Source organism: Alteromonas aestuariivivens, assembly GCF_003367475.1.
GTDB classification, from domain to species: Bacteria; Pseudomonadota; Gammaproteobacteria; order Enterobacterales; family Alteromonadaceae; genus Alteromonas; species Alteromonas aestuariivivens.
This window is the reverse complement of the sequence record NZ_QRHA01000006.1, coordinates 145,627-171,994: the sequence shown is the minus strand read 5'-3', so window position 1 is coordinate 171,994 and position 26,368 is coordinate 145,627. Positions and strand designations below refer to the sequence as shown.

Below are 26,368 nucleotides of genomic sequence, written 5' to 3'. Positions count from 1 at the left end.
AATACGAGCGCGGACACTTTCGTGTCACGCTCAAACAACATCTTTTCATTCCGTTATTGCAGACCCATACAAGCTACAATCCCGCCACAAAACGTCGGTATTGATCAACCACCAGCGGCGTTTTCATATTGTTTCCGTGTGTCGCACCGGGCACTACCACCAGTTCCTTTTTGCTACTGGGCGATTGCGCAAAGAGCGATTCACTTAGAACAAGCGGCGTTTTCTTGTCTTTTTCGCCAACCAACAACATCAACGGCCCTGTATAGGTGCTAAGCATTGTTACATTATTCATCTTCAGCAGGTCTGGATGGATCTTTACCGAAGTAAAAGGTTTTGACCAGGGTGGTACTACGTTGCCAACCAAATCCGGCACTGAACCTATGGCACCGTCAAGTACCAGCCCATCTGCGCTTCGGTTTTGGGCAACGTATGTTGCCAGCAAACTTCCCATCGATAATCCGTGCAACACTACCGGCAAATTGTTTTCAAAAACCTTGCTGGCGTAATCAAATACCTGAAGCGCATCTGCCTGCAAATGAGCCACCTGCAGTTTTTTGGCCTTTTCACTGGCCCCTGTACCCTGGTAATCCACCCATAAAATGTTGGCCGGAATTCTGGAAAAATGCGCAAGCAAAGCCGAAGCGTTATTGATGGTCATGCCGTTAGCGGCATAAAACACGATATTAACGATGGGTTCGGGATAGGAAGCAATAACCCCTGAAAGCAGGATTCCCTGTGCATTGGTAAGAGAAACCGGCGTAAGGGAGATTTTCGCCTCGGCCCGATTAACCGCCTGCAACAGCGCGGTTGTATCAAGTTCCTTGGTTTCTGAGTCCTGATGTATAAACGACTTGGGGCTAACATCCAGCGCGCAGCTGCATAGAATAAGCCCCACTGTACTGATGCTCAGTAAACGTAAAATCCAATTCATAGGACATCCTTGTTGGCGGTTTGCTTTTCAATCATTGTTGCAGATAAAGCGGCTGATATAGAATACGCACGGACCGACTAAGTAAACTCATGTCAGGGAACAACATGAACACTCACAATCCGCTGTGTCCAAACCCTTTCCATTTCAGCCGCACTATGTTGTTACTGACACTGAGCATCTGCGCCGTGTTAACAGGCTGCCAGCTTGATACGTCTTACCAGCAAACTCAACATGCCGTACCACAGGCGCTGATGCCTGCGCAGACCACTGCAGCGCGTCTGTGTACTTTGCATCTGAATGAATTTGTTGATCAACGGCATACCAAGACCCTGGGGCAGGATAGTTTCAGTATCGATGCCTCTATGATAGAGCAATGGATACAAACTGGCCTGGTTCGTGCTGAAATAGAACCTCAGTATGACTATCAGGGAGCAGCACTGCAACTGTCCCTGACCAGAACCTACTTACATGCTGTGCAGAATAATTTATCAGCCAATGTGGTGTTTGAAGCCCGCTATCGAGGCCCAAATGCGACCCGGTTCTCCGATCCACGCCTGTTTCGGGGTCAGCATACGACTACTGACGAATCGGGTGAAACCGAGAGCGTGGTGAATGTCATGAAAGGTGCTATAGACTCGGCATTACAGCGCATAGCGAACGCGTATCGCCAGGAGTGTGAGGGCACAGCTTTGGGATCACAAAAGCCCGTTGACTGATCTTTGCCAGCACGGGCTTTCGCTAACTGTCCCTGCTATCGGGTTCCAAACTGATAAACGATTTGGGTTGAATATACCTCTCCGGGTAACAGCGTAACACTCGGAAAGGCCGGTTGATTGGGTGAATCCGGCGCGTGCTGGGGCTCCAGGCAGAACGCATTACGGAACTCATGACTGCGGCCGGATTGCGAACTGCTGCCATCCAGGAAATTTCCGGAATAAAACTGCATTGAAGGTTCTTTGGTCAGTAAGGTCAGAGTTCTTCCTGTATCAGGTTCAAAAACCTTCGCACCTTCGATCAGAGCTTTATCGGCCACGTCTTTCAGCACATAGTTGTGATCATACCCATTCCCATATTTCAGCTGCTGGTGATCGGCATCAATATCCTGACCGATGGTTTTTGGCTCACGAAAATCGAACGGAGTTCCAGCAACCGCCAGCAGTTCACCGGTAGGGATCAAGCCTTCGTCGACTGGCGTAATGGCTTCGGCTGGAATTTCGAGTATGTGGCCCAGAATGTCACCTTTACCCGCCAAATTGAAATAGGTGTGCTGGGTGAGGTTTACTATGGTTGGCTTATCGGTTGTTGCAAAAAACTGCATGTCGAGCGTGTTACTGTCGGTCAGCGTATAGGTCACTTTCGTCTTCAGCGTGCCCGGGAAACCCTGATCGCCATCAGGACTGGTTAATGTCAGCACCACTCCTGCACTGTGTTCGGTGGTGAAGGGCACCATGTTCCAGACCTTTTTGTCAAAGCCCTGCAATCCGCCGTGCAGTGAGTTGTCGCCGTTGTTGGCGACCAGACTGTATTCTGTTCCGTTGAGACTAAAACGCCCACTGGCAATACGGTTGCCATACCTGCCTATAATGGCACCAAAATACGGACTGGCGTCTACGTAATCCTGCAGGTTATCCATTCCCAGTACGATATTGCCCAGCTCTCCGTTGGCGTCGGGAGTGAGCAGACGGGTGATAATACCGCCGTAACTGATCACTTCCACTTCGATTCCATGACGGTTTGTCAGTATCACTTTATTGACCGGAGTTGCATCCGCTAACTTGCCATACAGTTGCATTGTCGCCGAGGGGAGGTTTGACATGCTTGATCCTTGTTCCGCAATTACCATAAAAGGAAAAAGCACGAGTATAAGAGAAACCACCGCCCCCTTAAACCGTTGAATCAGAATGCGATTCAATTTCTGATATCGAACAGGCATTTGCCTTTCACCCATCAACACATATTCCATGACGCAACCTTTACCTAACAATATTTATACTTTTATATTACTTTATTATAGGTAAAAGCAAGCAGTCATTGATTATTTTTGAATGCGGCCATTTCTAACCAGAATGCAATCCATTCCGGCGCTTTGCGCCGCCTGAAATCCGATTTCAGTATCCTCGAACACAATGCACTCTGAAGGTTGAAGCCCCATCTCCTGCGCCGCAGTAACAAAGGTCTCCGGGTGGGGTTTGCCGTGGGTTACATCTGTGGCAGTTACCAGTGCATCGAGTTTATCCAGTAGATCGTGATGTTGGAGTAAATGTTCGGCGTGAGGGCGCTCGGCGCCCGTCCCTATGGCAATCTGCTTGGATGGCCGATAGTGGCAAAATAGCTGGTAAGTTTCGTCGATTAAAGTAGGGGTGTGATCCATGCTCTCCCAAACAAGGCGTTTGTACACCGCAACGTCTCTGGGATCATGGTTCAGGCCAAACTTTTGATTGAGTATTTCTGCTGTCTTCTGGGTTGGGACACCACCCAGCCCATGCATATAGGCTTCATCAAAGGGATATCCGTAATGCAGACAGGTTTGCTCCCAGGCTTCAATGTGTGAACCCATGGAGTCAATCAGGGTTCCGTCCATATCAAATATGATGCCTTTGTAGCGGCCAAGGTCGAGCATTGTTCACTCCTGGTTAAAAATGCGTGCAGGTGTGAGATTGGAATTTTGGCCAACCCCACAGCAATGAACATTCAGTGTACTATGGGGTCGGCCCTTCAGAGCAAGCTAAAAATTAAACGCCCTGTTTAAGGTGGTAGTAAGCAGCGTTGTAGCGCAACTCAGCCTTCAGGGCGCGAATGTTGGTGTCGTCATCAATGACCACGGTCTCCACTCCCGCCATTTCTGCAAAGTCTTCAACCATCTCGGTGGTAACCGCCTGGGTGTACGCGGTGTGGTGCGCCCCCCCGGCATGGATCCAGGCCGCCGCAGCGGTTTTAAGATCCGGTTTTGGTTCCCACAACGCCGAAGCTACCGGCAGATTGGGCGTACTCGCCGGAGGCTCAACCGCTTCTACCTCGTTGATAAGGATGCGGAAGCGGTTCCCCATGTCAATTGGAGAGACATTGATTGCCGGGCCGGTTTTGGCTGAGAACAGCAGGCGCGGTACGTCACATTTCACCCCAATGGTATGGTGTGCAATTTCCAGCTTTGGCTTGGCCGCAGAAATGGATGGGCACACTTCCAGCATGTGAGCGCCCAGTACCTGGTCAACCTCCGGAGTCAGGTTGTAGGTGTAATCTTCCATAAAGGAGGTTCCACCCTCACGCCCCTGGCCCATCACTTTCAAAATGCGCACCATGGCGGCAGTTTTCCAGTCACCTTCACCACCATAACCAAAACCTTTGGCCATCAGTCGTTGCGTTGCCAAGCCCGGCAGTCCGGTCAGGCCTGCAAGGTTTTCAAAACAGTTGGTGAATGCCGCAAAGCCGCCATCGGTCATAAAGCGTTCCATACCAATTTCAAGGCGCGCTTCTTTCTCCAGCCGGTCACGGTTGTAATCTTCAGATGTGAGCGAATCGGAAACGTCGTAATCCTGATGGTAAGCATCGATCTGCGCTGCCACATCACCTGAACTCACCTCGTTCACAACGTCAGCCAGATCTTGCAATCCATACGCGTGCACTTCGTAACCAAAGGCAATTTGTGCAGCAACCTTGTCACCCTCAGTGACTGCTACATTGCGCATGTTGTCGCCAAAACGGACTATTTTCAGTGACTGGCTTTCTGCCCAGCCCAAAGCGGCACGGCACCAGCCGTCGATTTGGGAGATCACCTCCGGGCGCTGCCAGTGACCCACCACCACTTTGCGCTCTTTGCGCATACGGGTACCAATAAATCCAAACTCCCGGTCACCGTGAGCGGACTGGTGGGTATTCATGTAATTCATGTTGATGTCATTCCACGGAAGCCCTGCGTTAAACTGGGTATGCAGGTGCAACCATGGCTTGCGAAGCTCAGTCAGGCCGGCAATCCACATTTTGGCCGGAGAAAAAGTGTGCATCCATAGGATCAGGCCTACGCAGTTTTTGTCACTATTGGCCTGTTGGCATACATGGTGAATTTCCGCAGCGCTCTTTACTGTGTCTTTGTAAACTACCTTTACCGGAAGCTTACCGGTTTCGTTAAGGCCAGCAGTCAATGCCTGGCTGTTGCCAGCCACTTCTTCCAATACTCTGGGGCCATACAGATGCTGTGACCCGGTAACAAACCAGACTTCTTTATTTGCAGTCGTCATAATCTAGTCCTCAAAAAAATGTTGTACGCCGTCGGTTCAGCTCTGTCCGTAATAAGCGTTTTTGCCGTGTTTGCGTAAATAATGTTTATCCAGAATGGCCTGGTTCAGCGGCGCAGCACCTGGCACCAGAGTGCGGGTGAGATAAGCCATTCGTGCAATTTCTTCCAGCAACGCAGCGTGATACACCGATTGGGCTGCATCTTTTCCCCAAGTAAAAGGCGCATGACCTGCCACTATCACCATGGGCGCTGCCATTGGATCCCGGTCGGTATACGCATCCGCAATCTGTACTCCGGTTTCCTCTTCATAGTCACCGTTAATTTGCTCGTCGGTCAGTTCCCGCGTACAAGTGATGTCACCATGCACGTAATCAGCATGGGTGGTTCCCAGGCACGGAATGCTTTGCTTTGCCTGTGCCCAGGCCGTCGCATAGGTAGAGTGCGTATGGGTAACTCCACCAATGGATTCAAACTTGCGATAAAGATGGGTGTGGGTTTTGGTATCCGATGAGGGCCGCATGGTTCCCTCCACGATTTTATTTTCCAGATCCACAATCACGATGTCTTCCGGCTTCATGGACTCGTAAGACACGCCGCTTGGCTTGATCGCCACCACACCTTTTTCGCGGTCGACCTGTGATACGTTGCCAAACGTATAGATAACCAAATTTCGGCGCTGAAGCTCCATGTTGGCCTCAAACACCTGACGTTTTAATTCTTTGTAACTCATGGCTTGCCTCCACTGACGTAGCCACCAAGGGTCTGATATCGGGAATACAGGCTGTTGTATATTTCAACCCGATCGGAATTAGGCAGGTACTGTTTGCACACAGGTGAAGCCATAACCTCCTGCGCTGCGGCAACAGAGTCGTACTCACCCGCCGCAACCGCAGCCATTATGGCCGCACCCAGGGCACAACTCTGATCGCTTTCAAGTACGTCGATGGGGCAATTCCATACATCCGCACAGGTCTGCATGACGTAGTCAGATTTCTTTGAAATGCCGCCAATAACCACCACCGATTCGATGGGCACACCTTCATCCCGAAAACGCTCAGTAATGGCCCGGGCGCCAAACGCTGTGGCTTCCACCAGTGCCTTGAACAGGCGGGGGGCATCAGTACCCATTTTGATGCCGGCAAGTGCCATCGACACACTTTGGTCGGCATCCGGTGTGCGGCGCCCATTGACCCAGTCCAGCGCCACGGCATCCGTCGGTTTTGGGGTGACCAAATCCGCCGCATGGGAGAGACGCTGCAAGGTAGTTTCTTCAATGCGCTCTACCAGAGCCAACTGACCGCTGTCTGTCAGTTCTGAAAGCAACTGACGGGTTGGCCACAACACCACATTCTTAAACCAGGCGTAAAGATCGCCAAAAGCTGACTGGCCAGCTTCGAGGCCAACCAGACCAGGAATTACAGAGCCGTCTACCTGACCACAAATGCCTTTAACACAGGTGTCGCCCAGTTGTTGGGCGGAAGTGACCGTAATGTCACAAGTGGAGGTGCCCATCACCTTGGTAAGCACACCCGGTCTCACTCTGGCCGCAACCGCGCCCATATGGCAGTCGAACGCACCGTAGCCCACAACTATCCCTTCCGGCAAGCCGAGTTTTTGCGCCCATTCAGCCGTAAGCGTACCGGCGGCCTGATCACTCGGCTGGGTATTAGGGTTCAGCGTATCAACCAACCCATCCAGCAGAGGGTCAATAGAGGTAAAAAACTGGTTAGGCGGGAAGCCTCCCCACAGCTCGTTCCACATCATTTTGTGTCCTGCTGCGCACCGCCCCAGTACAAAATCAGCCGGGTGGGTCTTGCCACACATTAGTGCGGTCATCCAGTCACAATGTTCAACCCAGCTGTAGGTTGCCTCTTTCACCGCGGCATCGGTACGGAATATGTGAAGCGCTTTGGCCCAATACCATTCGGAAGAGTAAATTCCGCCCATATGGGAGAGATAGTTGACGTCATTGTTGTTGGCAGCCACGGTGATTTCACCGGCTTCCTGAATTGCGGTGTGATCCTTCCAAAGCACGAACATGGCATTGGGGTTTTCAGCGAATTCTTCCGTCAGTGCCAGGGGAGTACCCTCGCGGTTAACCGGCACCGGGGTAGAACCGGTCGTATCGAAGCTCATGCCGACAACCTGGCTGGCCGTATTGGCAGGTACGTTGCTCCAAAGCCCGTTTACCACCTCAATCAGGCTTTCCGTGTAATCCAAAGGATGCTGGCGATACTGATCCTGGCCGGGCTCACAATACAACCCCTTTTCCCAGCGGGGATAGTTGACCATGTGACTTGCGAGCTCAGCGCCGCTGGTTACATCCACCAGCAGTGCTCTTACTGAATCCGAACCATAATCCAGTCCCAAAGTGTATCGAGACATAAATACCTTCAAAATTTGTTGTCGTTATAAACACAGATTGGCTATTGCCTTTAATTGTATGATAATATCAATAATGTTGCTTTGTAAAGGTAATATAAAAATAATATTAATGGAGAGGGCTCGTTTGGATCACCTCTCGCAATGCAGGTTGGCACAACAACTTTGCATCAAATTGACACTTCTGCCGGGCAGTGCACAGGCGGAGCTTTTTTGACAACGGAAAACGACTATGACAAACCAACTAGACCAATTGAAAGCCATGACCACCGTCGTTGCCGACACCGGTGACTTTGAAGCGATTGCCACATACAAACCACAGGACGCAACTACCAACCCTTCCCTGCTTCTGAAAGCCATTCAAATTAAGAAGTACCGCAGCCTAGGGCAAGAAGCGATAGACTGGGCTCGCGCTCACTCAACCGACCGAAACATTGGCCGTGTTGCAGCAGACAAACTGGCGGTACTGATTGGCAGTAAACTGATGGAGCAGGTACCCGGGTTGGTTTCCACCGAAGTGGACGCCCGCTTGTCCTTCGATACCATGGCAACGGTAGAAAAAGCCCAGCACCTGATCGAGTTGTATCGCCAGCAGGGCATCGATACTTCGCGGGTACTGATTAAAATCGCGGCCACCTGGGAAGGGATTCAGGCTGCCCGAATTCTCGAACATCAGGGGATCCGTTGTAACGTCACTCTGCTGTTCTCGTTTGCCCAGGCCCGGGCCTGTGCAGAAGCGGGAGTGTTTTTAATTTCACCGTTTGTAGGCCGCATTCTGGACTGGTACAAGGCGCGGCAGCCTCAGGAAGACTTCAGTGGAGCAAATGACCCGGGGGTACTATCGGTACAAAGCATTTACCGCTTCTTTAAGGAGCACGGTTTCAAAACCGTAGTGATGGGAGCCAGCTTCCGCAATATCGGTGAAATTCAACATCTGGCAGGTTGCGATCGCCTCACCATCAGCCCGGCGTTGCTTGATGAACTGGCCAGTACACAAGCGCCATTGCCTCGCATGCTTAATGCAACTGGTGAAGTCAAACCCGCTCCTTCTGTACTCACAGAAGCGGAATTCCGCTGGGAAATGAATCAGGACGTTATGGCAACCGACAAATTAGGCGAAGGCATTCGCCAGTTCGCGATTGACCAGGAAAAACTTGAAGCCTTGCTAACGGAAATGGCCTGATTGCCTCAGTGCAGGGGGAGTTCTTCCCTCTGCAAATATAATCCGCTCACACCAAACACTACATAAAAACAAAAAAGGCACCCCGCAGGGTGCCTTTGAAATTAACCGTTTATAATGCTTAACCCAACAGGGCCTTGGCCTTTGCGACCACATTCTCTGCGGTGAAACCAAAGTGCTTCATCAGCACTCCACCCGGAGCCGATTCACCGAAGGTCGTCAAACCCACTACATCGCCTTCCAGACCAACGTACTTGTACCAGAAATCCGAGTGCGCAGCTTCAACAGCCAGTTTTGGAACGTCGGCCGGCAGCACCGACAAACGATACTCTTTGCTCTGGGCATCAAACTGATTGGTGCTGGGCATGGAAACCACACGCACCCGGCGCCCTTCTTCAGCCAAGGCATTGGCTGCGTCCACCGCCAGAGCCACTTCAGAACCGGTTGCGATGATGATCAGCTCAGCAGCACCATTGCAGTCTTTCAGAATATAACCGCCTTTGGCGACATCTTTAAGCTGTGACTCACTGCGCTCCAGTGCTTTGGTTCCCTGACGGGTAAACACTAGGGCACTCGGGCCGGTTTGCTTAATCAGAGCTTGACGCCAGGCTTCCGCCGCCTCTGCCGCATCACAAGGGCGCCAGGTAGTCAGATTCGGCGTCATACGCAGGTTGGCAATTTGCTCAATCGGCTGGTGAGTTGGCCCGTCTTCCCCCTGACCAATAGAGTCATGGGTATAAACGAAAATGTTTTTGGCTTTCATCAGTGAGGCCATGCGCACGGCATTGCGGGCATATTCCATAAACATCAGGAAAGTGGCACCAAAAGGAATGAAACCACCGTGCAGTGCAATACCGTTCATGATCGCACTCATACCGAATTCACGCACACCGTAGAAAATGTAGTTGCCGTCTTCGGCTTCCTGAATACCTTTTGCTTCAGGCCACAATGTCAGGTTGGAACCGGCCAGATCAGCCGAACCGCCCATAAGTTCCGGTAACTGATTGGCAAAAAACGCAATTGAATCCTGTGAGGCTTTGCGGGTCGCCATATCTTTCATGTCTGCCTGGCAAGCACGAACAAACGCGTCGGCCTTGGCATTGAAATCAGCAGGTAATTCCTGCTTGATAACCCGGCGGGTAAATTCCTTGGCTTCCTGTGGGTACGCCTCAGCATACTCAGCGAACAAATCCTGCCACTGCTGCTGCAAAGATTGGCCTTTGGCTTTGCAATCCCATTCTTCGTATACATCCGCTGGAATTTCAAATGGAGCATAATCCCAGTCCAATGCTTTACGCACCTCGGCAATTTCTGCGTCACCCAGAGGAGAGCCGTGACAATCGTGGCTGCCCGATTTGTTGGGTGAACCAAAACCAATCAGCGTTTTACAGCAAATCAGGGTGGGTTTGTCTTCAACCGATTGGGCCAGTTCAATGGCCGCAGTGATGTCGTTGACATTGTGCCCGTCGATATTTCGGATCACGTGCCAGCCGTATGATTCAAAGCGCTTGGCGGTATCATCGGTAAACCAGCCTTCAACATGACCGTCAATGGAAATGCCGTTGTCGTCCCAGAACGCTATCAGTTTGCCCAGCTTGAGGGTTCCAGCCAGTGAACAGGCTTCATGGGAGATACCTTCCATAAGACAGCCGTCGCCCAGGAAGCAGTAGGTGTAGTGATCAACTAGATCAAACTCGGGCTTGTTGAATTGTGCAGCCAGGGTTTTCTCCGCTATGGCCATCCCCACAGCATTGGCAATACCAGCCCCCAAAGGCCCGGTTGTGGTTTCAACACCGTCGGTGTAACCGTATTCCGGGTGGCCGGGTGTTTTGGAGTGCAACTGACGAAACTGTTTCAGATCATCAATGCCCAGGTCATATCCGCTCAAATGCAAGAGTGCATATTGCAGCATCGACCCATGACCATTCGACAACACAAATCGGTCACGGTTTGCCCATTTGGGATCGGTAGGGTTATGACGGTAAAAGTTTTGCCACAGAACCGTAGCAATGTCCGCCATACCCATAGGGGCACCGGGGTGCCCTGAATTGGCTTTTTGTACTGCGTCTACCGCCAGCATGCGGATGGCATTGGCGGATTTTGAGGAGGTCATAGACATAAATTCATTCACTTGCTAAATAATATTATAATACAAACAATATGACAAAAGGCAGCTGCAAATTCAACCCTTGTCCAGCAAGAAAGAACACTCTTACCGGTTAGTTTGCCACTTGGCCCCTGTTACCAATTCCATTGACACTGCGTGCTTTCCGTGCGTTTGGGCCGCTGTATGTTTTAACCTGCAAACACAGCCGGAAAATAATCATAACGAATGGGATTGACCTCCCCCATGCTAACCCGATGAGCGGACAGAGAAAAGGCCCCAAGCATTATGTTTTTTAAGGATGGATTTCCTCTACCACGTTTCTGGCCAGCCTCTGATCAAATTCTGCAGTTACTTTCAGGTAGATGGTATTGTTCTGGCTTGAAAACTCCGTATCCTGAACACCGGGCAATACGCAAAGTTTTTCCCTGAGTTCAGGCTCCTGCTGTTCGCTGAACGACGCATTCATCTGAATGCGCTTAATCCGGGCGACTTCCCGAAATCCCATGAACAGAATCAGCCACACTGATGCCCCTGCCGCTCCCAAAAGGTAAGCCCTGTCCGCGGACCAGAGATCGGTAACCAAACCGGACAGCAATCCCCCCAGAAAGGCACCGAAAAACTGAAAGCTGGCGTAGATACCCATCGCTGTGCCCTTGCGGCCGGCTGGCGCAATACTGGACACCAGCGCCGGGAAACTGGCCTCGAGATAGTTGAAACCGGTAAAGAACAGGATAACAGCGGTTACTACAACCCAACGGGTCTCGCCTTGTGTGGCGAGCAAAGCAAATGCGATTGCCATCATTACAATCGCGGAATTCAGCAAGCTCTTGGGTACCCGCCCCCGAGCCATCGCCATCATTACGACAAGCCCGGCCACAGAGGCTGCCAGCACTGGCAGATAGAGCATCCAGTGACTTTCAAGGCTCATATTGAAATGCATAAGCGTAACGGGAAGCTGCACGAACAGGAGGGTAATCATCATGTGCAGGAGCATTACGCTCACATTCAGACGCCACAACTGGGAAGACAGGATCAACTCACCGACCAGGGCAATGTCAGGCAGGGTATCGCCGCTGGCCAGCCCCTTCACCGAAGGCACGGCCCATTGAACCAGAGGCATACACAACAAGGCCAGAATGCCGGTGATGGCAAAAATCCCGGCCAGCCCCCATTGTTCAGCCAGAATCGGACCAAGCAATACCGCAATATAGAAAGAAAATCCGATGGCAATACCAATAATCGCCATCACTTTGGCCCGCTGGGATTCGCGACTGACATCAGTGGCCAGGGCCATGATGGCGCCGGCAATGGCACCCGCCCCCTGCAGGATCCGCCCGACGACCATCCACACCATGCTGTCGGCCTGTGCTGCAATGAAGCTGCCCAGTGCAAACACCGACAAACCCAGCAGAATGACGGGTTTTCGGCCCCACTTATCAGACAGCATGCCCATGGGAATTTGCAATGTTGCCTGGGTCAGGCCATACCCGCCAATAGCCAGCCCGACCATCAATGGTGAATAGTCAGGATATTCCATTGCGGACAAAGCCAGCACCGGCATGACCATAAACAAACCTAACATGCGCAACACGTAAACCAGCGCCAGCGCCAGTGCTGCACGAACTTCTATTGCGTTCAAAGCGACCCTGTGTCCTGTTGTTCAATTCGGCCGCGAAGTGTAGCACAAATCCATTTCCGGCCCAGTAGCAAATATGCGCTTTCCGGCACCACGGGCTAGCAGTGTGAAGGGTACAGTCAGGGCATAAATGCCGCTCATCTATAGGGCCTGTTGATTTTTGGTGTTCGATTTTGCAGCGAATTGTTGTGTATTTATGCAAGGCAGAGGCTATGAAGTGTAGTCATCGACATGAATAGTCTCTAACGCAGCAGAAAAGCGTGACAAACGCTGCCCTTCGGGTTCACTCTGAGTGCTCCCAGGGCTGCGTTGTTCGCCCTTTACTTAGCTGACTAAGCTTCATAACTCTCGCCTTGCCCTGAAACCACTCAGAGAGAACAAATTTCGAACAGCAAAGATCAACAAGCCCTAGGAGCCTTAGTAGATTTAAGTTGAGTGTGGCATACTGTTTCTTTTAAAAATAATCAGGCTTCAATGGACAAAATCGACATTCGCGGTGCTCGCACCCACAATCTCAAGAACATCGATTTATCAATCCCGCGTGACAAACTGGTGGTTATTACAGGCCTGTCCGGCTCGGGTAAGTCATCTTTGGCGTTCGATACGCTTTACGCCGAAGGCCAGCGCCGCTATGTCGAATCGTTATCGGCCTACGCCCGGCAGTTTTTGTCGATGATGGAAAAACCGGATGTAGACCACATAGAAGGCCTTTCACCGGCCATTTCCATCGAGCAGAAGTCCACATCCCACAACCCGCGTTCCACCGTAGGGACCATAACTGAAATCTACGATTATCTGCGCCTGATGTTTGCCCGGGTAGGCACTCCGCAATGCCCGGATCATCATGTGCCACTGGATGCCCAGACCATCAGCCAGATGGTTGACAAGGTATTGGCCATGCCGGAAGGCACTAAGCTGATGCTGCTGGCACCTGTTATTCAGGACCGCAAAGGCGAACACGTAAAAACACTGCAAAACCTGGCCGCACAAGGTTACATCCGGGCCAGAATCGACGGTGAGGTGTGTGACTTGTCCGATCCACCCACACTCGATCTGCACAAGAAACACACCATTGAAGTTGTTATCGACCGTTTTAAGGTTCGTGAAGACCTGCAACTGCGACTGGCCGAATCTTTTGAAACCGCACTGGAGTTGTCTGGTGGCAACGCAAAAGTTGCCCACATGGATGACCCGGATGCGGAAGAAATCATCTTCTCGGCCAATTTCGCCTGCCCTCACTGCGGCTACAGCCTCAGTGAACTGGAACCCCGGCTGTTTTCCTTCAACAACCCCGCAGGGGCATGCCCAACCTGTGACGGCCTGGGTACCCGGCAGTTCTTTGACCCGGCGCGGGTTATCAGCAACGCCGAACTCAGTCTGTCCGGCGGCGCAATAAGGGGTTGGGACAAACGCAGTTACTACTATTTTCAAATGCTGCAGGCAGTCGCGTCACATTATGACTTCGATCTTACCCAGCCATTTGAACAACTCGACGATCAGGCCCGGGACATCGTGCTCTATGGTTCCCGGGGTAAGTCACTGAACTTCAAATACATCAACGAGCGGGGCGACGTCATGGAGCGCAAGCACCCGTTCGAAGGGATCATTCCCAATATGGAGCGCCGTTACCGGGAAACCGAATCCAATGCTGTGCGCGAAGAACTGGCCAAATACCTCAGTCAGCAACCCTGCAACAGTTGCGGTGGTTCGCGCCTGCGGCTGGAAGCACGAAACGTGTTCATTGCCGACACCACCCTGCCCACCATTGCTGACATGTCGATTTCCGAAGCGTACGACTTTTTTGACACCCTGACGCTGCATGGACAAAAGGCCCAGATTGCCGAAAAAATCCTCAAGGAAATCCTCGACCGCCTGCGCTTTTTGGTCAACGTGGGGCTGAATTACCTGTCGATGTCACGCAGTGCAGACACTCTCTCTGGCGGTGAAGCCCAGCGTATCCGGCTTGCCAGCCAAATTGGTGCCGGGCTGGTTGGGGTTATGTACGTGCTGGACGAACCTTCAATTGGCCTGCACCAGCGCGACAACGAACGTTTACTGAAAACCCTGACCCATTTGCGTGATTTAGGCAACACGGTGCTGGTGGTGGAGCACGATGAAGACGCCATTCGTGAAGCGGATTTTATCGTTGATATTGGCCCGGGCGCCGGTGTTCACGGTGGCCAAATCATTGCAAAGGGAAGTCTTAACGACATTCTTGAAAGTGAAGACTCACTTACCGGAAAATACCTTTCCGGCAGAGAAAAGATTGAAGTCCCGCAGCAAAGAACCCCTATTCGTGAAGGCCAGTGGCTGACGTTGACAGGCGCTACCGGTAACAACCTCAAATCGGTTACGCTGAAAATACCGGTGGGTTTGATGACCTGTGTAACCGGCGTCTCCGGCTCAGGCAAATCGACACTCATTAACGATACTTTCTACCGCATTGCTCACCGGGAACTGAATAAGGCAACAACGTCCGAACCGGCTCCTTACGAGAGCATGCAGGGCCTGGAGCATCTGGATAAGGTAGTGGACATCGACCAGAGCCCAATCGGCCGCACTCCACGCTCCAATCCGGCCACCTATGCCGGTATTTTCACTCCCATCAGGGAGCTGTTCTCCGGTACCCAGGAAGCCCGTTCACGAGGTTACAAAGTCGGGCGTTTCAGCTTTAATGTAAAAGGCGGGCGGTGTGAAGCCTGCCAGGGTGACGGTGTAATCAAGGTAGAAATGCACTTCCTGCCCGACGTGTATGTTCCCTGTGATGTGTGCAAAGGCAAGCGGTACAATCGCGAAACCCTGGAAATACAATACAAGGGTAAAAGCATCCACGAAGTGCTCGAAATGACGGTGGAAGAAGCCCGTGAATTTTTTGACCCAATTCCGGCCATCGCACGCAAACTTCAGACACTCATTGACGTAGGTCTGGCCTATATTCGACTTGGACAGGCCGCCACTACCCTTTCCGGCGGTGAAGCGCAACGGGTTAAGCTGGCCAAGGAACTCTCCAAACGGGATACCGGTCAGACCCTGTATATTCTGGATGAACCCACCACTGGTCTTCATTTTCACGACATTCGGCAGTTGCTCGCTGTTTTGCACCGTTTACGGGATCATGGCAACACAGTTGTGGTCATAGAGCACAACCTGGACGTCATCAAAACTGCCGACTGGCTGGTAGACCTTGGCCCCGAAGGTGGCTCCGGCGGCGGTCAGATTATCGCCGAGGGTACGCCTGAAGATATCGCCGAATCACCGGTATCGCACACCGGTCGGTTCCTCAAACCCATGCTGTAAGCTTTTATAGAGGGCGGCACCTGCCGCCCGATTTAGCCTGCGGAGGCACTATGAGCAGTCCCGAAGCACTGAACACCACTTTTGATGTACGATTCTATGAGACCGACGCCCTGCGTCATGTCAGCAATACAGTTCTGGTTGGCTGGTTTGAATCTGCCCGCGAACCAATCTTCCGCATCTTCAACCCCACCCTGGCACTGGATAACTGGCCCCTTATTCTGGCCAGCTACCAGGTCGACTTTCACGCACAAATCTTCTACGGTCAGCCTGTAACCGTAAAAACCTTCATATCCCGCATCGGCAACAGGGCATTTGATGTCTACCAGGAAGTGTGGCAAAACCAGAACAAATGCGCATCGGGTACCACAACCATGGTACATTTTGACTACATCAGCCAATCCGCTGTACCGATTCCCGACGAAATCCGATCCGCGCTGGATGTTTATCTCAAGGACAAGAGCGATGCCACCCCCTGAACACGATTTTATCGAAGTCATCGACAATGTGCTGGAGCCCGAACTGTGTGCGAAAATCATCCGCGCATTCAACCGCAGCCCCAATCAGCAACCCGGCCAGACCGGTGGAGGTGTGGATCTGGACAAAAAACGCAGCAGTGATATTTCGTTCAGCGACAATCCTGAATTTGCCGGCTTATTTGCCGGCGTGATGCAACGCACCAGCGCCCAGTTGCTGCGTTATATGGAAAAACACCATCACGCACTTATCGGCCCAATAGGGCTTACGGTGCGCCACCCTCATACCGGCGAAGCGGTCAAACTAACCGGGGACAACTTTGATGAGGCGGGCAAACCGAACATGCCCAAGCTGATGAATTACCTGTTCAGGATTGGGCGGGTGAATGCCCAGCGCTACCTGGCCCGCCAGGGTGGCTACCCCTACTGGCATTCCGAGGTGTACCCACAGGTGGGCCACAACGAAGCTCTGCACCGGATTCTGCTTTTTATGTTCTACCTGAATGACGTAGACGAAGGGGGAACAACCGATTTTTATTATCAGAATCGCTCTGTTCAACCCAAAGCCGGCCGCATGGTAATCGCACCGGCTTACTTCACCCACACCCATCGGGGCCAGGTCCCCATCAGCCATGACAAATACATTCTGACATCCTGGCTAATGTTCAACCGCGCTGAACAGATTTACACGCCGAAGAAATAACCCGCCAGGTGCTACTGGCTGGACATTACCCGTTGCTCAGCGGAATACCTCATTCAGATAGGCGGCCAAACGCACCCCCGCCTGCTGCAACCGAAGCTTGACACTGTCAATGTGTTCATAAACGTAGTCGTAGGCCATGTTATTGGCGTCCTGGGGGTAAAGCCCGTCACGCAGCCGTGTACTTTCAGCAATCCAGACTTCCGGATCGGTTACCTGCCAGGCCCGCGCCTGCTCCGGTGTAATTTTCCCGGCCAACCAGTCTGTCCATTCTGTGTACGACAACTGACGATGGTCTATCAACTGTGAATCCCAGACCCGGTGCAGGTTCGAGTCCTGCCAGAAAAACCGCACCTTGACGTCATTACCACCACGATCGGAACCGTTTCCGGCATGAAGTGGCTGGTGCAAGTCACCAATAATATGAACAATGAACCGCAATGCCAGTTGCTTTTGCTCGCGACTGGCTGAAGGGTCTTTAACTATGGCGGTAAACTGATTCAGCGCAAATACGGCATCACCCTGCTCAGGTGCGCCCACTTGTGCATAGGTTTTACCTTGGGGAACCGTAACGTAATGGTACGGTGAAGCCGTTTTCTGCCAGAACACACTCGGGTCAGAGCGCATTTCATCGGCATAGGTGGACGCTTCAGCCAGGGATTCGTTTGGCAATAGTTCCGAAATCGCCATCTTCGCCTGCGGACTTAAATATTGCTCGGCTATGGCACCGGAAACCCTGTGTCCGGTTGGCCCCCATGCCAGTGAAGGGAGGCTGATTACCAGACAGGTGAGTATTGTCATGCCTGCGGCAATATGGCGGGCCAGTTGAAGCATGGTTTATTCCTCTTTCGGTTTGGGTTGATAGCCCCAGCGGGCCATTAACGTTTGATCTATGCCCAGGTGGTCCAAAATCCTGGCCACCACAAAATCTACCAGATCACTGATATCTTTAGGGTTATGGTAAAAACCTGGTGCAGCAGGCATGATGGTAGCGCCCATTTGTGACAGTTTGAACATGTTTTCCAGATGCAGTGTGGAAAAGGGCATTTCCCGTGGCACCAGAATCAGCTGACCGCGTTCCTTGAGAACCACATCGGCGGCACGCTCAATCAGGTTATCGCTGGCACCAACCGCTACCGCCGACAGCGTACCGGTCGAGCAGGGGCAAACAACCATGTGTTTTGGCGCCGCAGAACCGGAAGCAACAGGCGAGAACCAATCCTGCTTGCCAAATACCTGAATCTGGCCTGGTTTTGCTTCGGTTCGGTCAATGAAAAACGCAGCCGCATCCTCAGGGTTTCCCGGCAGCTTTATATTTTCCTCGGTAGCCAAAACTACCTTTGCCGCCGAGGATACCAGCACGTAAACCTGACAGTTGGCTTTAACAAGCAACTCCAGCAATCGCAGCGCATAAGGTGCTCCGGATGCGCCTGTTATGGCCAGTGTAACGGTTTTGCTCCACATGTTTTATGCATCTCCTGCCTTGTCTTTCCCGCCTTCACACTGGGCCTTCAGCTGGGCCTTCTGCTGGGCTTCCAGCTGGGCTTTCTGCTGGGTTTCCAGCCGCTCCAGTAACTTACCGTGAATGCCTTCAAACCCGCCATTGCTCATCACCAGAACATGATCAGTCGGCTGTGCAATTCGCGCTATGTGATCAACAATGTCTTCCACCGAATGATAGCACCGTGCCGGTGTTTCACTGTGACTGGCAAGCTCTGAAAGGGACCAGCCCAGCCCATCTGGCTCAAACAGGGCAATGTCATCCGCCTGCTGCCAGGACCGGGCCAGGGTACTCTGGTGCACCCCCATTTTCATGGTGTTTGAGCGTGGCTCGAGAATGGCCAGAATCCGCTCTTTGCCCACCCGGTTGCGCAATCCCGCCAGGGTGGTTTCAATTGCAGTCGGATGATGGGCAAAATCATCGTAAACCGTTATTCCACCCACCTGCCCCTTCACTTCCATACGACGTTTAACATTTTTAAACGCACCCAGCGCCGCTGCTGCATCCTGAAGCGTAACCCCTGCGTGGTGTGCTGCGGCAATCGCCATAACGCCATTATTCACATTGTGCTGGCCCATTAGTGACCAGTGAACTTCGCCAGCCACTTTGCCCTTGAAGATGACTTCAAACGCACTTCCGTCAGCGCTCAATAAACGCGCCTGCCAGTCATCACCGCCAAGAGTTTGCCGCTCACTCCAGCAACCTCGCTCGAACGTTTGATTGAGCGCCTCACACCTAGCCGGAGATACAATCATGCCACTGGCCGGAACGGTGCGCACCAGATGATGGAACTGGGTCTGGATTGCCGCCAGGTCCGCAAAAATATCCGCATGGTCGAATTCAAGATTATTCAGCACCAGCGTTCGGGGCCGGTAATGAACAAACTTGGAACGCTTGTCAAAAAACGCACTGTCGTATTCGTCGGCTTCAATGACAAAGAAAGGGCTTTCGCCAACCCTTGCGGAAACACCAAAATTTTCCGGTATACCGCCGATCAGAAACCCGGGGTTCAGCCCGGCATACTCGAGGATCCAGGCTACCATGCTGCTGGTGGTAGTTTTTCCGTGAGTCCCGGCCACACCGATAACCCAGCGTTCGGTCAATAGATTATCCAGCAGCCATTGCGGGCCGCTGGTATATGGCAGATTACGATCGAGTACATATTCAACCGCCGGATTCCCGCGTGCCATGGCATTACCAATAATGACCACATCCGGTACCGGCTCAAACTGGGCAGGATCGTCCCCCTGCGTCAGCTCGATGCCCAGGGCTTCGAGTTGAGTGCTCATTGGCGGATAAACGTTTTTGTCCGAACCGGTCACCTTGTGCCCGAGAGATTTGGCAATTGCGGCGATGCCGCCCATAAAACTACCGCAAATGCCAAGAATGTGTACGTGCATAGTGTTTCAAACCCTTTATTCAGGAGCGATACTCTACCAGAAGCTCCGACATGTTCGAATACTCATTTCCCTCAAGACCGTTCACGGTTACAATCATATTCGGACAAGGGGCTGTTTTTCCTGATTAATAATTCAAAGATGTTGTATTGAAACAACGCGGGGAACCACATTTCCCTCGTCTGTAACTGTTCGGACTGAGCCGGTAAGGATTGCCGGGTCGCCGTTAACTCATGACCCTACCTACAACAAAAAGGCAATTGCACACCATGAAACGATTGAACTCACAACTGCAACAGGATGGCGCTCCCCTTGAACTAATCCTGCTGATCCGTACTTTACTGGCCGGCTGCAAGGAAATTGCGTTCCGGGTTAGCCAAGGGGCTCTGGCGGGGGTGCTCGGCTCCACACTGAGTGAAAACGTACAGGGAGAAACCCAAAAGAAGCTGGATGTCATTTCCAATCAAATCCTGAAAGACACCCTGCGGGAATCCGGATACGTCAAAGCCATTTCTTCCGAAGAAGAGGACGATGTGGTTCCCTGCAATCCTGAAGGAAACTATCTGGTGAGCTTTGATCCGCTGGACGGATCTTCGAATACTGAAATTAACAGCCTGATTGGTACCATTTTCTCAATTGCTCACGCACCTCAGTGGATGGAACCCAGTGACCCATCAGCGTTCCTGCAACCGGGCACACAGATGGTCGCAGCAGGGTACGTGCTGTATGGTCCATCCACAATGCTGGCCATGACGACCGGCCGCGGCACACACATCTATACGCTGGACAAAACTCACGGCGGCTTCCTGCTCACCCAGCCTAATGTCAGCATTCCTGCGCAAACTACCGAGTATGCCATTAATGCTTCCAACCAGCGCCACTGGGAACCCGCCATGCAGGCTTATGTGGCCGATCTGCTGGCAGGTAGCGATGGGCCCCGGGAGAAAAACTTCAACATGCGCTGGGTAGCCGCCATGGTGGGCGACATTCATCGGGTACTGTGCCGGGGCGGTATTTTCATGTACCCGTACGACAAGCGTGACCCTGACAAACCAGGTAAGCTGCGCCTGTTGTATGAAGCCAACCCTATGGCGTTTCTGATTGAACAGGCGGGCGGTCTGGCGCACACCGGCAGCGGTCGAATCATGGAAGTAATGCCAACCGAAATTCACCAGAGGGTTCCGGTACTGCTGGGCTCCAAGGATGAAATTGAGGCCTGTCTAAGCTATTACAAGGCACATTCCTGACCAAATTTGCCTTTTTCGTACAAAACCGCCGGAAACTGAGGCTTGCGGCGGTTTTTATTTTGCGCTGGTCGCCGTATACTTACGGATCGCAAAAATCGGTAAACGTCTTACTCAACTATCCAGGGTCAGTGGGTTAGCCCGGCAAAGCCTTCGTATTTTTCAGATCACCAATTGCCCGTTGGTTTTCGCAGACACGATGCCTTTGCCGGACTAATTTTTATGACCTAAACACAAAGGAATCCGCAATGAGCTTAAACGCCGTTCCGGCAGGTAAAAATCTGCCTGATGAAGTGAATGTAATTATTGAGATCCCTGCCCACGCAGATCCGGTAAAATACGAAGTCGACAAAGACACCGGTGCCATTTTCGTAGACCGCTTTATGGCGACCTGCATGCACTACCCCACCAACTATGGTTACGTACCGAACACTCTGTCTGAAGACGGTGACCCGGTGGATGTCCTGGTCATCACCCCATTCCCGCTTCTGGCTGGTTCGGTAATCAAGTGCCGCCCGGTGGGTGTTCTGAACATGACCGATGAATCCGGCAAAGATGCAAAAGTACTGGCTGTACCGGTAGACAAACTGTCTACTTTGTATCGCGACGTAAAAGAAATTTCCGACGTTACCCCTCTGTTACTCAAGCAGCTTGAGCACTTCTTCGAGCACTACAAAGATCTGGAAGAGGGCAAGTGGGTGAAAGTTGACGGCTGGGCCGATTCTGCCGCCGCCAAAGAAGAAATCGTTGCCAGCGTTAAGCGCTACGAAGAAAGCAAATAATGCTTAATCAATGAGTTGCAATCACAAGGGTTCGCATTGTCGGGCCCTTTTTTGTTACCGCCAAACCGAGAAAATCATGTCACCGCTTCACAAATTTATCAGCTCTGCCGTATTGTTGCTGATGTCGGCTACACTTCAGGCCAGTGAGCCCGAGGAAGTTTACTGGGAAGATCTGGTACCAGAGGGGTTTAACGAACTTACGGCTCCGTCTGTCAGCCACGACAACCAGATGACCCAGCTACAACCCAACGCGCCTGTGGTAGAGAACTACGATGGTAAGTACGTCAAAATTCCCGGCTTTGTCGTCCCCTTAGAGGGCACGGCAGAACTGACGACCGAATTTTTGTTGGTGCCTTACTTTGGTGCCTGTATCCACGTACCACCGCCACCGTCAAACCAGATTGTGTACGTGAAATTTGAGCAGGGCGTACCAATCGAAAATCTCTACGACGCAATTTGGGTTACCGGGGTACTTTCTACAGAAGGATGGTCAGGGGACATTGCGTCGGTCGGATATCGGCTTAGCGGTGAATCCGTCGCTCCATTCTGAACTCCCGAACGTCCAGACTGAAGAGTGTTTATCCTGAACAACGGAACCTTAACAACGCTCTGAGACAGCGGGAGCCCCCGCTGTCATTGTTAAAGGTTCAGGTTACTCCAAATCCAGAGGTTCGGGCGAAAGAATAACCCCGGTGCTGTCGGCGTACAGGTGGTCTTCCGGCAGGAAAGTCACACCACCAAAATTCACCGGAATGTCTACATCTCCCACACCTTCGCTGTCGGCATTCACCGGAATGGAAGCCACCGCCAGAATGCCAATATCCAAATCTGCCAGAGTATCTACTTCCCGCACACTGCCGTAACAGACGATACCTTCCCAGTCGTTTTCAATTGCTATCTGCACTGAAGCAGAATCCAGCAACGCACGACGGGTTGAACCACCACCGTCAATTAACAGCACTTTACCGGCTCCGGGCTGCGCCAATACCCTGTCAATCAGGCCACGGTCTTCATAGCATTTTACCGTGGAGATTTCGCCACCGAAGGAATAGCGGCCTCCGTAACTCACAAAAATGGGGTCAACCACATCAACGCTGTCTGCAAATAAATCGCATAATTCGGAAGTGTTGTAGTCCATCGCTTTGCCCTTAACTGTGCTTGAAATGCGGTTTTTCACCTCGGTCTGAATCTTGCGAGGGAGTGTTTGTGTAATTACACCTGGGTGTTCTGCACAGTAACTCCGGCTGACCGAATGACTTGAAAGCCTAGCATAGCACTGTTTACCCGCATCCATCCACAAACGGATAGCGGGAACGCAAATCACTGAGGTGTCGCCAAATTCCATCACCCGAGTTGCCAATTGTCACAAAGGTTTCTTTTATCTGTAATGTTGAAGTCATGCAGCCTTTGTAACGTCACACTCAATTCAGTTTACCGGGCAAGGCCATGCTTAATCTGAAAACTCTGACCAAATACGATACCCATCTGTTTTGTCGCATTCACGGCATCACAGTAAAGCGGAACTGTACATCCATTATCTGGCTGTCCCGCACCGGAGACGGGTATCTGTACTTTGTAATCGCGCTGTTGCTGTGGGCCTTTGAACACGACCACGGTGAGCTTTTTATCTACACCGCACTAATGGCTTACGGGCTTGAGTTGCCGCTGTACGTGTTGCTGAAGAAAATGTTCAAGCGCCCCAGACCCTGCGATTTGCTCAGCAACTTCAAAGCTCATGTTACGCCCTCGGACAAATTCAGCCTGCCTTCCGGCCACACCGCCGCGGCATTTCTGATGGCCAGCATAGTTAGCCACTTTTATCCGGATTTCAGCGCTCTGGCCTATTCCTGGGCCGGGCTGATTGGATTGTCACGCATACTACTTGGGGTACATTACCCTTCGGATGTTCTGGCGGGAACCTTGCTTGGTATCACCATAGCCTCTCTTAGTTTGGGTGTACTTGCCTGATATGAAAATTTTATATGGTATTCAGGGCACGGGAAACGGTCACATTGCCAGGGCCCGCATTATGGCTGCCGCCCTCAACCGTCGCACAGAGCTGGAAGTGGATTATCTGTTTTCAGGCCGCTCAGCGAACAAATATTTCGACATGGAAGTGTTTGGCAACTACGAAACACGCCAGGGATTAACTTTTGTAACCCGGCACGGTCAGGTCGATAAGCTGGCTACTTTTCGCCAGAACAGCTTCAGACAGTTTGTTTGTGATGTCAGGTCACTGAACTTAAGCGGATACGACCTGGTGCTCAACGATTTTGAACCTATCAGCGCGTGGGCTGCACGGCGTCAAAATGTACCGTCTATATCCATCAGCCACCAGGCGGCATTTACCTACGCTGTGCCCATGCACGGCGATTCCTTTCTTGATCACATTATAATGAAGTTTTTCGCGCCCGCTCAAATCCGGCTCGGGGTTCACTGGTTCCATTTCAATCAGCCCATTTTGCCTCCCTTCGTGTGCGAAAAACCCGCAGCCGGCCAATTGAGCAACCACATTCTGGTGTACCTGCCGTTTGAAGAAGTACGTGACATCCACAACCTGCTTGAGCCGCTGACGGACCAGCCATTCCAGTGTTTCCACCCGGCCATCAGTGCGCCACGTCAAGCAGGCCACATTCAATGGCAACCCACCTCAAAGCTGGGCTTCCAGCGCTCATTACAACTTTGCCAGGGCGTGATTGCCAATGGTGGTTTCGAGTTGTCCAGCGAAGCCCTGCAACTGGGAAAAAAATTACTGATCAAACCGCTTCATGGGCAATTTGAACAATTGTCCAATGTGCTGACGCTGAACACACTGGGCCTATGCCAAACGCTGTTTCAGCTCGACACCGACATCGTTGAAGAATGGCTGGATGCGCCAGACAACGAAGCCATTCAATTCCCCGATGATCCTGGCATTCTGATAGACTGGATCACCAACCGCGACTGGCACAACCCCCAGAGCCTGTGTGATGCGTTATGGCAACAGGTTCAATACGGCGACGAAACCCGGCAGAAATTATTGTCGCTTGCAATTTAGCCTTGCAATGCGATGATAAGCGCATTTTAATGCTTCCTGCGGAATCAGAGTGCGAAACACATACCCACGGCTGCTGCTGACTGCCCTTTTATGTCTGGCCTGTTACGGCTGCGGATACAAAGGCGCGTTGTACTTACCGGAGACCGCGCCGGCCAATCAGCAGCCCGAACCCAACGCCCCCGCGGACAACTCCGGAGATTCAGAATAGATGGACCATTTTGCCTATCGAGGCGAGCAGCTTTTTGCAGAAGACGTCGCCGTAGCAGATATTGCAGCGCAGTACCAAACCCCTTTATACGTGTATTCCCGGGCGACTCTGGAGCGCCACTGGCATGCGTTCAATGACGCACTGGGTAATCATCCCCACCTGATTTGCTACGCCGTTAAGGCCAACTCGAACATTGGTGTTCTGAACGTTTTGGCCCGGCTGGGTTCCGGATTTGATATCGTATCCGCAGGTGAGCTGGCCCGGGTAATCGAAGCCGGAGGCGATCCGGGCAAGGTGGTATTTTCAGGTGTTGGCAAAAAGGCCGACGAAATCCGTTATGCGCTTGAACAGGGCATTTTGTGTTTCAATGTGGAGTCCGAACCAGAGCTGCACAGAATCAACGAAGTTGCAGGCCAGATGGGCAAGATTGCGCCTATTTCATTACGCATAAACCCTGACGTTGATGCCAAAACCCATCCGTATATTTCCACCGGCCTCAAGGCCAACAAGTTTGGCATTCCCCGTGAACGGGCAATCGAAACCTATCGCCTGGCACATGAGTTACCGAATCTGAAAGTGACCGGCATGGACTGTCACATTGGCTCCCAGTTAACCGACATCGGCCCCTTTGTGGACGCACTGGAGCGGCTGCTTGGCCTGGTTGACGAACTGGCGGAACTGGGTATTGAGTTGTCCCACCTGGATGTTGGCGGTGGCCTGGGCGTTACCTACAATCAGGAATCTCCCCCTCACCCAAGAGAATACGCCGCAGCTATTGCACAGAAAATGGCCGGCCGTGAAAACCTGAAACTGATAATGGAGCCGGGCCGCGCGATTGCCGCCAACGCGGGCATCCTGGTAACGGAAGTTGAATTTGTTAAGGAAGGCGAAGAAAAGCATTTTGCCATTGTCGACGCGGCGATGAATGACTTGCTACGGCCGTCACTCTACGCTGCCTGGCAGGCAATCATTCCGGTAGACCGCTCAACTACCTCCCAAACCCGGATATATGACGTTGTTGGTCCGGTTTGTGAAACCGGAGACTTCCTGGGCAAAGACCGGGAATTGTCAGTCAGCCCCGGCGACCTGCTTGTTGTTCGAAGTGCGGGTGCCTATGGTTTTACCATGGCGTCGAACTACAACAGTCGTTGCCGGCCTGCCGAAGTTATGGTTGACGGTGACAACGTACACCTGGTGCGGGCAAGAGAAATTCAAAAAGATCTCTGGAAAGGTGAGCACAAACTTCCGTAAACTAAAGG

General features: G+C 52.1%; 24 protein-coding genes. 12 read left to right on the top strand and 12 right to left on the bottom strand.

Annotation, left to right across the window (positions count from 1 at the left end; genetic code table 11):
- Positions 1-73: 73 nt before the first annotated feature.
- Positions 74-931, bottom strand: coding sequence for an alpha/beta hydrolase (locus DXV75_RS09660; protein ID WP_115593201.1), 858 nt, complete (start codon positions 929-931; stop codon positions 74-76).
- 104 nt (positions 932-1,035) lie between these two features.
- Here DXV75_RS09660 and DXV75_RS09655 point away from each other — a divergent pair, with 104 nt between their 5' ends.
- The gene (locus tag DXV75_RS09655; RefSeq protein ID WP_115593200.1) at positions 1,036-1,647 is read left to right on the top strand and encodes a hypothetical protein; all 612 of its coding nucleotides are present in this window, start codon (positions 1,036-1,038) and stop codon (positions 1,645-1,647) included.
- Positions 1,648-1,682: 35 nt separating this feature from the next.
- Here the strand turns inward: DXV75_RS09655 and DXV75_RS09650 are convergent, their stop codons facing one another.
- The 5 genes from DXV75_RS09650 to DXV75_RS09630 form a co-directional block, all read right to left on the bottom strand.
- Positions 1,683-2,747: an aldose epimerase family protein gene (locus DXV75_RS09650; RefSeq protein ID WP_181898397.1), complete on the bottom strand. Its 1,065-nt coding sequence runs from the start codon at positions 2,745-2,747 to the stop codon at positions 1,683-1,685.
- Between the two features lie 219 nt (positions 2,748-2,966).
- Positions 2,967-3,551: a beta-phosphoglucomutase family hydrolase gene (locus tag DXV75_RS09645; RefSeq protein WP_115593199.1), complete on the bottom strand. Its 585-nt coding sequence runs from the start codon at positions 3,549-3,551 to the stop codon at positions 2,967-2,969.
- 112 nt (positions 3,552-3,663) lie between these two features.
- Positions 3,664-5,169, bottom strand: a complete 1,506-nt coding sequence (gene araA, locus DXV75_RS09640; protein ID WP_425451699.1) for an L-arabinose isomerase — start codon at positions 5,167-5,169, stop codon at positions 3,664-3,666.
- A 33-nt stretch (positions 5,170-5,202) separates the two neighbouring features.
- On the bottom strand, positions 5,203-5,895 hold the full coding sequence (locus DXV75_RS09635; protein ID WP_115593197.1) for an L-ribulose-5-phosphate 4-epimerase: 693 nt from the start codon (positions 5,893-5,895) through the stop codon (positions 5,203-5,205).
- Positions 5,892-7,550 carry a ribulokinase gene (locus DXV75_RS09630; protein ID WP_115593196.1) on the bottom strand — a complete coding sequence of 553 codons (1,659 nt, stop codon included), beginning with the start codon at positions 7,548-7,550 and terminating at the stop codon, positions 5,892-5,894. The genes DXV75_RS09635 and DXV75_RS09630 overlap by 4 nt, the downstream gene beginning before the upstream one ends.
- A gap of 229 nt (positions 7,551-7,779) precedes the next feature.
- Between DXV75_RS09630 and tal the strand changes: the two genes are divergently transcribed.
- Complete coding sequence (gene tal, locus DXV75_RS09625; RefSeq protein WP_115593195.1) at positions 7,780-8,730, top strand: transaldolase; 951 nt, start codon at positions 7,780-7,782, stop codon at positions 8,728-8,730.
- A 118-nt stretch (positions 8,731-8,848) separates the two neighbouring features.
- Here tal and tkt read toward each other — a convergent pair whose 3' ends face one another.
- Together tkt and DXV75_RS09615 are read right to left on the bottom strand one after the other, a co-directional pair.
- Positions 8,849-10,846, bottom strand: a complete 1,998-nt coding sequence (gene tkt / locus DXV75_RS09620) for a transketolase (RefSeq protein ID WP_425451695.1) — start codon at positions 10,844-10,846, stop codon at positions 8,849-8,851.
- 280 nt (positions 10,847-11,126) lie between these two features.
- Entirely contained in the window at positions 11,127-12,473 is a 1,347-nt protein-coding gene (locus DXV75_RS09615; RefSeq protein WP_115593193.1) for an MFS transporter, read from the bottom strand.
- Positions 12,474-12,944: 471 nt separating this feature from the next.
- Here DXV75_RS09615 and uvrA point away from each other — a divergent pair, with 471 nt between their 5' ends.
- From uvrA to DXV75_RS09600, 3 genes are read left to right on the top strand one after another with little or no spacing between them, the layout of a single operon-like run.
- A complete protein-coding gene (gene uvrA, locus DXV75_RS09610) occupies positions 12,945-15,767 on the top strand; it encodes an excinuclease ABC subunit UvrA (RefSeq protein ID WP_115593338.1) in 2,823 nt (940 codons plus the stop codon).
- Positions 15,768-15,817: 50 nt separating this feature from the next.
- Complete coding sequence (locus DXV75_RS09605; protein ID WP_115593192.1) at positions 15,818-16,243, top strand: acyl-CoA thioesterase; 426 nt, start codon at positions 15,818-15,820, stop codon at positions 16,241-16,243.
- Positions 16,230-16,943, top strand: a complete 714-nt coding sequence (locus DXV75_RS09600) for a 2OG-Fe(II) oxygenase (protein ID WP_115593191.1) — start codon at positions 16,230-16,232, stop codon at positions 16,941-16,943. The genes DXV75_RS09605 and DXV75_RS09600 overlap by 14 nt, the downstream gene beginning before the upstream one ends.
- A gap of 36 nt (positions 16,944-16,979) precedes the next feature.
- On the opposite strand, the gene DXV75_RS09595 is transcribed toward DXV75_RS09600, so the two are convergent.
- From DXV75_RS09595 to mpl, 3 genes are read right to left on the bottom strand one after another with little or no spacing between them, the layout of a single operon-like run.
- Positions 16,980-17,774: a S1/P1 nuclease gene (locus DXV75_RS09595; RefSeq protein WP_181898396.1), complete on the bottom strand. Its 795-nt coding sequence runs from the start codon at positions 17,772-17,774 to the stop codon at positions 16,980-16,982.
- A gap of 3 nt (positions 17,775-17,777) precedes the next feature.
- Positions 17,778-18,404, bottom strand: coding sequence for a flavin prenyltransferase UbiX (locus DXV75_RS09590; protein ID WP_115593190.1), 627 nt, complete (start codon positions 18,402-18,404; stop codon positions 17,778-17,780).
- A 3-nt stretch (positions 18,405-18,407) separates the two neighbouring features.
- Positions 18,408-19,841 (bottom strand): UDP-N-acetylmuramate:L-alanyl-gamma-D-glutamyl-meso-diaminopimelate ligase, encoded by a 1,434-nt coding sequence (mpl, locus tag DXV75_RS09585; protein WP_115593189.1) that lies wholly within the window; start codon positions 19,839-19,841, stop codon positions 18,408-18,410.
- Between the two features lie 266 nt (positions 19,842-20,107).
- On the opposite strand from mpl, the gene DXV75_RS09580 reads away from it, so the two are divergent.
- From DXV75_RS09580 to DXV75_RS09570, 3 genes are all read left to right on the top strand, one after another.
- Positions 20,108-21,085, top strand: coding sequence for a class 1 fructose-bisphosphatase (locus tag DXV75_RS09580; RefSeq protein ID WP_115593188.1), 978 nt, complete (start codon positions 20,108-20,110; stop codon positions 21,083-21,085).
- Positions 21,086-21,330: 245 nt separating this feature from the next.
- Positions 21,331-21,864: an inorganic diphosphatase gene (gene ppa, locus DXV75_RS09575; RefSeq protein ID WP_115593187.1), complete on the top strand. Its 534-nt coding sequence runs from the start codon at positions 21,331-21,333 to the stop codon at positions 21,862-21,864.
- A gap of 121 nt (positions 21,865-21,985) precedes the next feature.
- The gene (locus DXV75_RS09570; RefSeq protein ID WP_245953171.1) at positions 21,986-22,414 is read left to right on the top strand and encodes a DUF3299 domain-containing protein; all 429 of its coding nucleotides are present in this window, start codon (positions 21,986-21,988) and stop codon (positions 22,412-22,414) included.
- Positions 22,415-22,516: 102 nt separating this feature from the next.
- On the opposite strand, the gene rraA is transcribed toward DXV75_RS09570, so the two are convergent.
- Positions 22,517-23,002, bottom strand: a complete 486-nt coding sequence (gene rraA / locus DXV75_RS09565; RefSeq protein WP_115593335.1) for a ribonuclease E activity regulator RraA — start codon at positions 23,000-23,002, stop codon at positions 22,517-22,519.
- A gap of 317 nt (positions 23,003-23,319) precedes the next feature.
- Here rraA and DXV75_RS09560 point away from each other — a divergent pair, with 317 nt between their 5' ends.
- The 4 genes from DXV75_RS09560 to lysA are packed head-to-tail and all read left to right on the top strand — an operon-like array spanning position 23,320 to position 26,360.
- Positions 23,320-23,832: a phosphatase PAP2 family protein gene (locus DXV75_RS09560; protein WP_115593334.1), complete on the top strand. Its 513-nt coding sequence runs from the start codon at positions 23,320-23,322 to the stop codon at positions 23,830-23,832.
- A gap of 1 nt (position 23,833) precedes the next feature.
- Positions 23,834-24,901, top strand: coding sequence for an MJ1255/VC2487 family glycosyltransferase (locus DXV75_RS09555; RefSeq protein WP_115593186.1), 1,068 nt, complete (start codon positions 23,834-23,836; stop codon positions 24,899-24,901).
- Between the two features lie 49 nt (positions 24,902-24,950).
- Complete coding sequence (gene lptM / locus DXV75_RS17310) at positions 24,951-25,109, top strand: LPS translocon maturation chaperone LptM (RefSeq protein ID WP_147291819.1); 159 nt, start codon at positions 24,951-24,953, stop codon at positions 25,107-25,109.
- Entirely contained in the window at positions 25,110-26,360 is a 1,251-nt protein-coding gene (lysA, locus tag DXV75_RS09550; protein WP_115593185.1) for a diaminopimelate decarboxylase, read from the top strand.
- Positions 26,361-26,368 lie beyond the last annotated feature (8 nt).

Excerpts from the sequence above, each read along its gene's own strand:
- DXV75_RS09660 (WP_115593201.1), bottom strand. The coding sequence starts at position 931 with ATGAATTGGATTTTACGTTTACTGAGCATCAGTACAGTGGGGCTTATT.
- DXV75_RS09655 (WP_115593200.1), top strand. The coding sequence starts at position 1,036 with ATGAACACTCACAATCCGCTGTGTCCAAACCCTTTCCATTTCAGCCGC.
- DXV75_RS09650 (WP_181898397.1), bottom strand. The coding sequence starts at position 2,747 with ATGTCAAACCTCCCCTCGGCGACAATGCAACTGTATGGCAAGTTAGCG.
- DXV75_RS09645 (WP_115593199.1), bottom strand. The coding sequence starts at position 3,551 with ATGCTCGACCTTGGCCGCTACAAAGGCATCATATTTGATATGGACGGA.
- DXV75_RS09635 (WP_115593197.1), bottom strand. The coding sequence starts at position 5,895 with ATGAGTTACAAAGAATTAAAACGTCAGGTGTTTGAGGCCAACATGGAG.
- DXV75_RS09630 (WP_115593196.1), bottom strand. The coding sequence starts at position 7,550 with ATGTCTCGATACACTTTGGGACTGGATTATGGTTCGGATTCAGTAAGA.
- tal (WP_115593195.1), top strand. The coding sequence starts at position 7,780 with ATGACAAACCAACTAGACCAATTGAAAGCCATGACCACCGTCGTTGCC.
- tkt (WP_425451695.1), bottom strand. The coding sequence starts at position 10,846 with ATGTCTATGACCTCCTCAAAATCCGCCAATGCCATCCGCATGCTGGCG.
- uvrA (WP_115593338.1), top strand. The coding sequence starts at position 12,945 with ATGGACAAAATCGACATTCGCGGTGCTCGCACCCACAATCTCAAGAAC.
- DXV75_RS09605 (WP_115593192.1), top strand. The coding sequence starts at position 15,818 with ATGAGCAGTCCCGAAGCACTGAACACCACTTTTGATGTACGATTCTAT.
- DXV75_RS09600 (WP_115593191.1), top strand. The coding sequence starts at position 16,230 with ATGCCACCCCCTGAACACGATTTTATCGAAGTCATCGACAATGTGCTG.
- DXV75_RS09595 (WP_181898396.1), bottom strand. The coding sequence starts at position 17,774 with ATGCTTCAACTGGCCCGCCATATTGCCGCAGGCATGACAATACTCACC.
- DXV75_RS09590 (WP_115593190.1), bottom strand. The coding sequence starts at position 18,404 with ATGTGGAGCAAAACCGTTACACTGGCCATAACAGGCGCATCCGGAGCA.
- mpl (WP_115593189.1), bottom strand. The coding sequence starts at position 19,841 with ATGCACGTACACATTCTTGGCATTTGCGGTAGTTTTATGGGCGGCATC.
- DXV75_RS09580 (WP_115593188.1), top strand. The coding sequence starts at position 20,108 with ATGAAACGATTGAACTCACAACTGCAACAGGATGGCGCTCCCCTTGAA.
- ppa (WP_115593187.1), top strand. The coding sequence starts at position 21,331 with ATGAGCTTAAACGCCGTTCCGGCAGGTAAAAATCTGCCTGATGAAGTG.
- DXV75_RS09570 (WP_245953171.1), top strand. The coding sequence starts at position 21,986 with ATGTCGGCTACACTTCAGGCCAGTGAGCCCGAGGAAGTTTACTGGGAA.
- rraA (WP_115593335.1), bottom strand. The coding sequence starts at position 23,002 with ATGGACTACAACACTTCCGAATTATGCGATTTATTTGCAGACAGCGTT.
- DXV75_RS09555 (WP_115593186.1), top strand. The coding sequence starts at position 23,834 with ATGAAAATTTTATATGGTATTCAGGGCACGGGAAACGGTCACATTGCC.
- lysA (WP_115593185.1), top strand. The coding sequence starts at position 25,110 with ATGGACCATTTTGCCTATCGAGGCGAGCAGCTTTTTGCAGAAGACGTC.